The organism is Oleiphilus sp. HI0117 (genome assembly GCF_001635235.1).
This window is the reverse complement of record NZ_LWGA01000838.1, coordinates 1-10,023: the sequence shown is the minus strand read 5'-3', so window position 1 is coordinate 10,023 and position 10,023 is coordinate 1. Positions and strand designations below refer to the sequence as shown.

Below are 10,023 nucleotides of genomic sequence, written 5' to 3'. Positions count from 1 at the left end.
AACGTTCTCGATGCTGACTCGCTCAGTATTATCGAAGGCGCGATGCAAGTCACCGACATGCAAGTTCGCGAAGTGATGATTCCCCGCTCCCAGATGATTACCGTACGCGCGACGCTTGAGCCTGAAGAGTATATGCATAGCATTATCGAGTCTGCTCACTCACGTTTTCCGGTTATTGGCGAGTCAACTGACGATATTATCGGTATTTTGCTTGCTAAAGATTTACTGCCCCTAGCGATAAAAGGACAACTTAGCAAAAACAAGATTTCTGAGGCTTTACGGCCAGCGACGGTTGTACCTGAGAGCAAGCGATTAAATCAGCTTCTTAAGGAGTTTAAGCAAAACCGTAATCATATGGCAATTGTTGCCGATGAGTATGGCGGTATTGCCGGGCTTGTAACGATTGAAGATATTCTTGAGCAGATCGTGGGCGAGATCGAAGATGAGCACGACATCGATGACGAAGCGTTAATTAAGCCTCTTACTGATGGCGAGTATAACGTAAAGGCCATCACCCCTATTGATGAATTTAATGAGTACTTTTCAACGGAACTGCCAGATAAGGAATTCGACACCATTGGAGGCCTGATTCTGAAGAAGTTCGAACGCCTGCCCCGCCGCGGTGATACAACTCTTATGTATGGCTTTAAAGTAACAGTACTTAATGCTGATAACCGAAGCATTCGCTTGGTGAAGATAGAGAAGAATTGATATTCCAGCGGTTTCAATGGGGTCAGACTCGATTGAAACCGCAATATTTTCAATCGAGTCTGACCCCATTGAAATTTGACACTCCATGAACCTATTCCCGTCTCTGCCCAAGCCCTTAATTTTCATTTGCCTGTTAGTAGCCGGTGCACTGCAAACCTTCACACTTGCCCCATATGGCTTATGGCTACTAGGCCCTATTTCGATTGCATTGATACTACTTTGCACGCAAGCCTTAAAACCTTCAGGCAAAGCCGAGAAAGGTTTTTTGTATGGTTGGATATTTGGCTTAGGGCTTTTTGGTTCAGGCGCTTCGTGGGTTTACGTTAGTATTAACACCTATGGCAATGCGCCACCAGTGCTTGCAGGTGGCTTAACTGTCATTTTTGTTGCTGGCTTGGCCCTGTTTAGCGCTTTGAACTTCTGGCTCTACTTCAAACTACGCGGTGACAACACATTAATAAACAGCTTTTTATTTACCGCGATATGGGTCTTGGGTGATGGTTTTCGGACTGTATTCCTAACGGGTTTCCCCTGGCTATTTTTGGGCTATTCGCATCTTGAGTCACCTTTAAGCGGTTGGATCCCGGTGATTGGTGTACACGGGCTTACCTTCATTGTTGCACTAAGCGGCACCGCTTTAGCCTTGTTGTTAGCTTCTGATACTAAGCAGCACAAGTTCGGTTTACTCGCTTTTGCACTGATCTTCTGGATTAGCGGGCCTGCATTAAGCACCATTAACTGGAGCCAAAGTAAAGTTAGCAATACTGAAGATTCTAAAGATGAGCTCAGCGTCGCGCTGATTCAGACTAATATTCCCCAAGAACTTAAATGGCGACGTTCACAAATTCCAAAAACCTTAAAACTACTCGAGACCATGAGCGAGCAGGCCTGGCAGAGTGATGTGATTGTTTGGCCAGAAACGGCGGTGCCCAGGTTATATGACCAGGCCCTTCCATTTTTGAATGTAATGTCTGAACTGGCGAAAGCGAATAATAGTAATATTTTCAGCGGCATCCCCTTTCGACACATCGATAGAGAGAGCGGTCGCCAGGTTTACCACAACAGTATTGTTAGTCTTGGTGCGCGTGAAGCAGAAGGCGAAAGTATCTACCATAAACAGAAATTGGTTCCCTTTGGGGAATATGTTCCGCTGGAAGATTTATTGCGTGGCCTGATCGACTTCTTCAACCTACCCATGTCTGACTTTCGAACCGGTGCAGAAGACCAAGCCTTGCTAAAGTCCTTCGACTATCAAGTGGCGCCATTTATTTGCTATGAAGTGGTCTACCCTGATTTTGTTGCCAAGCAGTCGGCCGACGCAGATTACCTGATCACCATCAGTAACGACAGTTGGTTTGGCACCTCGATAGGCCCGCTTCAACATTTGGAAATGGCGCAGATGCGTGCTGCTGAAAATGCCCGCTACATGGTGCGCGGCACCAATAATGGGGTTAGTGCGATCATCGACGAGCGCGGAAAGATTACAGCCCAAAGTGAGCAATTTGTACAAACGATTTTGTTTTCTAAAATTCGTTTACTGGAAGGACGCACACCTTTTTCACACACTGGTTCCACTCCCCTATTTTGGTTTTGTGCTCTGCTCGTTTTAGTACTAAGAGTCAGGCGCTGAAAAGCATCAACAGAAGCGTGAAAAGCACCGTAATCTAGGCTAGAATAGCCGGCTGGTTTTAGTCGGCTTGATGCTTTATCCATCTTTAAGCGCCAAGCTTCTAAAAAGTACCTTATTTTTCACTCTTTATAAAAACACGCGACATTGAAGACTCTCATGCAAGAACATTATCAACCGCAGCAAATAGAAGAAAAAGCCCGTAAATTTTGGCAAGACAACAACAGCTTTGCTGTCACTGAAGACGAAACAAAAGAGAAATACTACTGCCTGTCCATGTTCCCTTATCCGAGCGGAAAACTACATATGGGCCACGTGCGTAACTACACCATTGGCGATGTTGTTTCTCGCTATCAGCGCATGCAAGGCAAAAACGTAATGCAACCAATGGGTTGGGATGCTTTTGGTCTTCCTGCAGAGAATGCTGCGATCAATAACAAGGTAGCACCTGCCAAGTGGACCTACGAAAATATCGAATACATGAAGACTCAGTTGAACGCACTGGGCTTTGGCTACGACTGGAGTCGCGAACTGGCGACCTGTCAGCCTGAGTACTACAAGTGGGAACAGTGGTTCTTCACCAAGCTTTACGAGAAAGGTTTGGTTTACAAGAAGAACGCAACCGTCAACTGGGACCCTGTCGACCAAACTGTTTTGGCAAACGAACAGGTTGTTGATGGCCGCGGCTGGCGCTCTGGTGCTTTGGTCGAGCGTAAAGAAATTCCACAATGGTTTATCAAGATTACTGATTATGCTGAAGAGCTGTTGGCAGATCTCGATCAGTTAGATGAGTGGCCTGAGCAGGTCAAAACCATGCAGCGCAACTGGATCGGCCGCTCTGAAGGTTTGGAATTCTCATTCGACCTAGCAGGTCGAGATGACAAGCTAAGCGTTTATACCACTCGCCCAGATACTTTAATGGGTGTGACCTACGTTGCAGTTGCTTCCCAGCACCCTCTTGCTCTTGAAGCGGCAGGGAATAATGCTGAGGTGAAAGCCTTTGTTGAAGAGTGTAAGAACAACAAAGTCGCTGAAGCAGATATGGCGACGATGGAGAAAAAAGGTATTCCAACCGGCTTTACTGCTATCCACCCAATTACGGGCGAAGAAGTACCTGTTTGGACGGCTAATTTTGTCTTGATGGATTACGGTTCAGGTGCGGTTATGTCGGTACCGGCTCACGATGAGCGTGACCATGAATTCGCCAAGGCTTTCCAGCTTCCTATCAAGCAGGTGATTGCGCCGGAAGACGGCAACGACATAGATGTACAAGAAGAAGCTTTTGTTGAAAAAGGCGTATTGGTGACTTCAGGTGAATTCACCGGCCTAAGCTCGGCAGAAGCCTTTGATGCCATTGTTGCCAAGTTCGAAGCGCTAGGCACTGGCAAAAAGCGTATTAACTATCGCTTGCGTGACTGGGGTGTTTCTCGCCAGCGTTACTGGGGCACACCTATCCCGATCAAGAATCTTGAAGACGGCAGCGCGATTCCTGTTCCTTTAGATGAGCTGCCTGTTGTACTGCCTGAAGACGTTGAGCTGAACGGTGTCACCTCACCTATCAAGAGCGACCCGGAGTGGGCAAAGACGACTCATAATGGTCAGCCTGCACTACGTGAAACAGATACCTTCGATACCTTTATGGAATCGTCTTGGTATTACGCACGTTACTGTTCACCTCAGTCTGCTGACAGCATGTTAGACCCAGGCGCGGCAAATTACTGGCTGCCTGTAGACCAATATATTGGTGGTATTGAGCACGCTATTTTGCACCTGCTTTATGCGCGCTTTTTCCACAAACTGTTACGAGATGTCGGCTTGGTAAATTGTGACGAGCCGTTCAAGCGTCTGTTATGCCAAGGCATGGTATTGGCTGAAAGCTTCTATCAGGAAGACGATAAAGGTGGCAAGATCTGGATCGCGCCAGCTGAAGTCGATATCGAGACGGACGAAAAAGGCAAAACCATTAGCTGCAAGCGCAAGTCTGACGGTAGCGAAGTGTTGTCTTCTGGCATGAGCAAGATGTCGAAATCTAAGAACAACGGTGTTGACCCACAAACCACCATCGACCAGTTTGGTGCTGATACCGTTCGTTTGTTTATTATGTTTGCTGCGCCTCCTGAGCAATCATTGGAATGGTCTGACAGTGCGGTTGAAGGTTCAAACCGTTTCCTTAAGCGTATCTGGCGCCAGGTGTATTCTCACGTTTCTCAGGGCGATGTGGCTGCACTCGATGTTGCCAGCTTGAACAAAGAGCAGAAAGCGCTTCGCTTAAAAACGCATGAAACGATTGCTAAAGTAAGTGACGACGTTAGCCGCCGCTTAACCTTTAACACAGCAATCGCGGCTATTATGGAGCTAATGAATACAGCCTCGAAGTTTGTTGATGTCAGTGAGCAAGGCCGTGCGGTCATGCAGGAAACGCTTGAAACCGTTACTTTACTGCTTGCACCAATCACGCCTCATATTTCACATGAGCTATGGGAAACCCTGGGCCACAAAGACGCAGTTATCGGCGCGGGCTGGCCAAGTGTTGACGAGAGCGCCTTGGTTAAGGCTTCGCAAACGATCGTTATTCAGGTGAATGGTAAAGTAAGGTCCAAGCTTGACGTGCCTGCTGATATCAGCAAAGAAGCAATGGAACAAACTGCTTTGGATGATGAAAACGTTAAACGCTTTACAGATGACAAGACCGTTCGTAAAGTAATCGTTGTACCTGGAAAGCTGGTTAATATCGTTGCGAACTAGGCAACGATAGACCTGTTCTTTCCTCCTTAATATCGCCCCTCGCTTAAAGCTTCGGGGCGATTATTATTTCAGTGAGAGCCTTATATGCCACGTAATAAACTTTTGATCATCGTAATGATCATGCTTTTTAGTTTGCTGTCGGCATGCGGTTTCCAGCTTCGTGGTTATTCTGAACATGACGCTCCTAAGGGCTTTTCCAGTATAAAACTCGACTGCCCAACCACTCGTGCTTGGCAGCTTTGCCAAACACTACGCCAAAAGTTGATGCTGAATAATATTAGCTTTGATGACAATGCTCAGTATCGGCTAGCTATCTCCCCTATCGAGCAAGAGTCTCGTACCTTGTCGCTGCAAAGCAATGCTTCAACCGCTGAATATGGGCTGAGCTCTAAAGTAAGTTATCAATTAGTTCTTCAAGAGAGCGAAGAAGTACTCGCTGAACAGGAAATCGTCGTTCGTAATAGCTATCGCCACCAGTCCTCTGCACTATTATCAAAAGAGCGCGAGCGCAGTGAGCTACAGTCTGAACTTAGCCAGCGCATTGCTTCAGAAATATTCCGCCAGATAGATGTCGTAAATAAACAAACGCTAACTACCAGCGATTCCGGCAGTAACGAGGGCTCTGAGTAAGTATGCGCATCAAAGCTGAGCAACTTGAGAATGAGCTGAAAAAAAAGCTCTTACCGCTTTATTTGGTAACCGGTGACGAGCCACTATTGGTTCAAGAAGCTTTGGACAGCATTCGTCTGAACTGCAAAAAACAAGGCTTTGATGAGCGAAAGATTCTGGAAGTTGACCGCAAGTTCGATTGGACCAGCTTAAACGAAGAAGCTAACACTCTGTCTTTATTTGCAGAAAAGACACTAACTGAACTTCGACTTGGAAAATCTAAACCCGGTACCCCCGGTGCAAAAGCCTTTCAACAATATTGCGATAATTTGCCAGAAGATAAGATTTTACTGATCTGCGCCGATAAACTCGATGCTTCCACACTTAAAAGCAAGTGGTGTAGCCGACTTGATCAGACTGGTGCCATCATTCAAATATGGCCAATCAATCTACACGAGATGCCGCGTTGGATAGCTCAACGAGCCAATAAAATGGGCTTGAACTTAGCTCGTGACGCCGTTTCACTTTTGTCTGATAGATTAGAAGGCAACTTACTCGCTGCACAACAGGAGCTTGAGAAGCTTAAGCTTCTTCACCCTGACAGCAGTGTCGAAATTTCTACTGAAGATGTGTTGGAAAGTGTTTCAGATGCTTCTCGCTACGATGTCTTTAACCTTACCGACGCCTGTTTGACCGGAAAGGCCAAGCAAAGCGCAAAAATCATCTCCCACCTTCGCCTTGAAGGCGTAGAAGTCACCTTTGTCTTGTGGGCTTTAAGTAAAGAGATTCGCTTACTACTGAATTTGTCTCATGCCCTGAGCAAAGGTCAGCCATTGCCGGCATTATTCAAACAACATCGTATCATTCAAAAACGCCAGGCAGGTCTGTCTGCCGCCGCACAAAAGCACAGCCCTCAAAAGCTATTGGGCCTTTTAGATCAGTGTAAGAAAGTCGATGACCTGATCAAAGGTGTCGAAAAGGGCATTTCCCCTTGGGACGTGTTGACTGATATTACCTTGGCAATTGCTAAGGGATAAAGCCAAAGGTAGGCGGGGCCTCTGTCCGCGCGAACGGAACCACCAGGCTATCTGACACTCCGAGGAACGACCTGCGCCCCGGGACGGGCCGCCTACAAAATTCTCACATTCGAAAACTCATTTACGAAGATGCTTTAATTTCCATAGATAAGCTTTTGAAAATAAAAAATAACAAAAGCACAACAAAGCATTATAAGTTCTTTAGCGCACACTCTTTATCACAAATAAACATTAAAGCCTCTTTCCGATCGCTGTTTTTACAATGTTTTTCAGAATCTAACATTTTTAGCTCACTTATAAGGGGGCAGCGCTCACTTTTTATGCTAACGTCAATTATAAGAATCATATAAGTTGTTAAGCAGTCTTCTTTTACTACCAATAGCTTCACCGAGGTAAACCTGAATGCGCTTAAAACGCAACAAACAAATATGTAGCGCGATAGTTATCGCTATCAGCTGCTTGCTATTAAGTTCAATAGCGGCAGCTGATTACAAATCAGTGATTAAGGATAAATTTTGGGGCGCCATTTATAAAAATGGCGGGCAGACCTTTTTCTGCAAAAAGTCTTTCTCAAAGAAAACACCGCTTCTCGCGGTCAGCCATATTTACCCAAGCGCTCAAGTACGTGACCACCTTCAATGCGGAACTAAACGCCAGTGCCTTCGTTCAGACGATCGCTATATGGAAATAATCTCTGATTTGCATAATGTTGTTCCGGCTGACTCTTACTTTGAGTTTAAAAGAAAAGGCGCAAAGTTCGGCAACTTAGAAGAAACGATTGAGGCCAATAATTGCGGCATTCGAAAGAAGTTACACATTATTGACCCACCTAACGAGCTCAAAGGGGATATTGCCAGAATTCTGTTTTATATGAAGGCTAACTATGACCTACCCTTGCGTACTCATATGTCTTTATTAAAACTATGGCATGAGAATGATCCACCAAGCCCGGAGGAAGTCTCACGTAATGCGATTGTGGCTGAGTATCAGGGCAATGAAAATGAGTTTATCTCCAACCCATCTTTAGCTTATAACATTGATTAACTGCATCGTCGGGTTAAAACCCGACTTACCCTGAACTCAATAACCTTAGGGCTCGATTGAGAAGCCTAGACCAGCCTTTTCTTCTAGCCTATGCAATAAGGCATCACCCATTGCTGTTGAGGGTGTCAACACTCCGCACATCTTCGGCAAGTGTTTCTTATCCAAGGCTAAACAGGCTGCACTTTCACCAAGCATTTTAGAAGTAGAACCATAACCTGGGTCTCGGTCACCTGTAACCTTGGCAACCAATGTTCGGTCATTCATACGGCCAATTACACTAAAGGTGAAGAAGCCAGCTTCACGCTCTGCTTTATTTGGCCCTTCACCAGGTTCAGGGAAAAAGCGATTAATTGTATTTTTATACCAAGACCCCGGCTTACCTGCCATCATCAAGCCTAAGGTCAATAAGCCAGCATAACCTTTGGCTCTTCCAGTAAAGCCTTTGCCGCTCATCATCGCTTCATCATAAAGGAAGTCTTTTCCATACGGGTAAGACTTCAAAGCATGAGAGCGTCGAACAACACGCGTATTTATTGCCGCCATGATGAAAGGCATGATCCAAGCTTTTAGGTCAGAGTCGTATTTAACGCTTTGCATATCTGGCTTATCAGGGCCCGACATTTCCCCCTGAGGGTTCAAACCATAAGGGTTGAAGATCACCTTCTTAACTTCAGGGTCTTTACTCGCTTCGAGCATCACATTATTCATGCTGGCAAAGGTACCGCCACTCATCGCCCCTTTTGCAGCTTTTAAGCGCATCTTGATATGGTAGCAATATTCGCCATAGTGATGTTTTGCTTCACGCTGAAGAAAGTACACACCCATGTCGGAAGGAATCGAGTCAAAACCACAACAATGGACAATCCGGCAACCGGCTTCTTTTGCCGCTTTGTGGTGCTTGTCGATCATGCGACGAATCCATTGCGTCTCGCCGGCCAGGTCACAATAGTCAGTGCCGTTCTCGACACATGCGGCGACTAATTCGTTTCCATATTTAGCGTAAGGACCGACCGTTGTGCAGACGACTTTAGTACGTTTTGCCAGTTCATTCAGGCTAGCCGTATCGTGGCTATCGGCAAGAATAAGAGGAATGTTATCGTTACCTAAGCCTTTTCGAACTTCTTCAAGCTTGGTTTGGTTGCGTCCAGCCATTGCCCATTTTAGTTCGCCATCGAGGCCGTAGGTATTTAGATAGTATTCGGCAACTAAGCGGCCTGTAAAACCACTTGCTCCCCATATGATCACATCGAATTCGCGCTTTGTACTCATGACCTCTTCCTATTATTTTTATAGCTTATTTTCAAAGGGGTCAGACTCGATTGAAATTCAATCGAGTCTGACCCCTTTGAAATTACATGGCTGACATGCCGCCGTCAACCGGTATAGCAATACCGTTCATATAACTATTCGCTGGTGACAGTATCATGACCATGACATTCACAATTTCTTCAACTCGTGCGATACGCTTCATCGGACAGCCGCGCGCAAGGTTCTTGTTGACCTCTTCGATATTATCATTCGGATTCATCGTTGGATTATCAACCATCGGCGTTGACGTAAAGAAGGGGCAAATCGCATTAACTCGAACATTCATAGGCCCACATTCAACTGCGGCCGTTTTAGTTAGACCTATTACAGCGTGCTTGGCAGCGCCATAGGAGCTTCCCATCGGCGTTCCACCTAAACCTGCCATGGAACTTACATTCAGAATCGCACCCTCTTTTTGAGCAGCCATGACTCTTAACTGATGCTTCAGGCCAAACGCGACACCTTTAGTATTAACATCTAACTGACGAGAAAGCGTTGGGCCGTCCAGGTGAACCAATGGGCCCAGTTTAGGAGCGATACCAGCATTGTTAACAGCAATATCAAGCTTGCCAAAATTATCAACCGCAGCCTTTACGAGTTCTTCAGAATGCGCTTCTTCAGCTATATCACCCGTTAAGGCAATAACCTTACTGCCTAGGGTTTCACAATCCTGCTTTGTCAGTGTTAAGCCTTCTTCGTTGAAGTCAGCTAGCACTAAGTTCGCTCCGCGCTTGGCTAACTCTTCGGCTAGGCTTTTACCAAAGCCACTGGCAGCGCCGGTAATCAATGCTACCTTTTCTGAAAAATCTAGTAGGTTATCCATAGTTTATCTCTGAATTAATAGGTATTACTAAAACTAAAAAATGAATTCACCACAGATAACACCGAGCGCTTTGCTTCACAGAGAAGACAAAAAAAAGTACATATTATTATACAAATATT

General features: G+C 45.7%; 8 protein-coding genes. 6 read left to right on the top strand and 2 right to left on the bottom strand.

Annotated elements, in window-relative coordinates; all coding sequences use genetic code 11:
* The 6 genes from A3757_RS14225 to A3757_RS14195 form a co-directional block, all read left to right on the top strand.
* Nucleotides 1-711 (top strand): HlyC/CorC family transporter (locus tag A3757_RS14225; RefSeq protein ID WP_068739814.1); only part of this gene is annotated, 711 nt, incomplete at its 5' end.
* An 85-nt stretch (nt 712-796) separates the two neighbouring features.
* Nucleotides 797-2,341: an apolipoprotein N-acyltransferase gene (gene lnt, locus A3757_RS14220; RefSeq protein ID WP_068506687.1), complete on the top strand. Its 1,545-nt coding sequence runs from the start codon at nt 797-799 to the stop codon at nt 2,339-2,341.
* A 156-nt stretch (nt 2,342-2,497) separates the two neighbouring features.
* On the top strand, nt 2,498-5,083 hold the full coding sequence (gene leuS / locus A3757_RS14215; RefSeq protein WP_068506690.1) for a leucine--tRNA ligase: 2,586 nt from the start codon (nt 2,498-2,500) through the stop codon (nt 5,081-5,083).
* Nucleotides 5,084-5,167: 84 nt separating this feature from the next.
* Entirely contained in the window at nt 5,168-5,713 is a 546-nt protein-coding gene (gene lptE, locus A3757_RS14210; RefSeq protein WP_068506692.1) for an LPS assembly lipoprotein LptE, read from the top strand.
* Nucleotides 5,714-5,715: 2 nt separating this feature from the next.
* A complete protein-coding gene (gene holA, locus A3757_RS14205) occupies nt 5,716-6,729 on the top strand; it encodes a DNA polymerase III subunit delta (RefSeq protein ID WP_068506694.1) in 1,014 nt (337 codons plus the stop codon).
* A 402-nt stretch (nt 6,730-7,131) separates the two neighbouring features.
* Nucleotides 7,132-7,773 carry an endonuclease gene (locus tag A3757_RS14195; RefSeq protein WP_082865261.1) on the top strand — a complete coding sequence of 214 codons (642 nt, stop codon included), beginning with the start codon at nt 7,132-7,134 and terminating at the stop codon, nt 7,771-7,773.
* A 45-nt stretch (nt 7,774-7,818) separates the two neighbouring features.
* Here the strand turns inward: A3757_RS14195 and A3757_RS14190 are convergent, their stop codons facing one another.
* The gene (locus A3757_RS14190; protein WP_068506700.1) at nt 7,819-9,042 is read right to left on the bottom strand and encodes a trans-acting enoyl reductase family protein; all 1,224 of its coding nucleotides are present in this window, start codon (nt 9,040-9,042) and stop codon (nt 7,819-7,821) included.
* Between the two features lie 82 nt (nt 9,043-9,124).
* Nucleotides 9,125-9,904, bottom strand: a complete 780-nt coding sequence (locus A3757_RS14185; RefSeq protein ID WP_068506703.1) for an SDR family NAD(P)-dependent oxidoreductase — start codon at nt 9,902-9,904, stop codon at nt 9,125-9,127.
* Nucleotides 9,905-10,023: the final 119 nt, after the last annotated feature.

What these genes read in the sequence shown, in the direction of transcription:
- lnt (WP_068506687.1), top strand. Translation starts at nt 797, where the DNA reads ATGAACCTATTCCCGTCTCTGCCCAAGCCCTTAATTTTCATTTGCCTG.
- leuS (WP_068506690.1), top strand. Translation starts at nt 2,498, where the DNA reads ATGCAAGAACATTATCAACCGCAGCAAATAGAAGAAAAAGCCCGTAAA.
- lptE (WP_068506692.1), top strand. Translation starts at nt 5,168, where the DNA reads ATGCCACGTAATAAACTTTTGATCATCGTAATGATCATGCTTTTTAGT.
- holA (WP_068506694.1), top strand. Translation starts at nt 5,716, where the DNA reads ATGCGCATCAAAGCTGAGCAACTTGAGAATGAGCTGAAAAAAAAGCTC.
- A3757_RS14195 (WP_082865261.1), top strand. Translation starts at nt 7,132, where the DNA reads ATGCGCTTAAAACGCAACAAACAAATATGTAGCGCGATAGTTATCGCT.
- A3757_RS14190 (WP_068506700.1), bottom strand. Translation starts at nt 9,042, where the DNA reads ATGAGTACAAAGCGCGAATTCGATGTGATCATATGGGGAGCAAGTGGT.
- A3757_RS14185 (WP_068506703.1), bottom strand. Translation starts at nt 9,904, where the DNA reads ATGGATAACCTACTAGATTTTTCAGAAAAGGTAGCATTGATTACCGGC.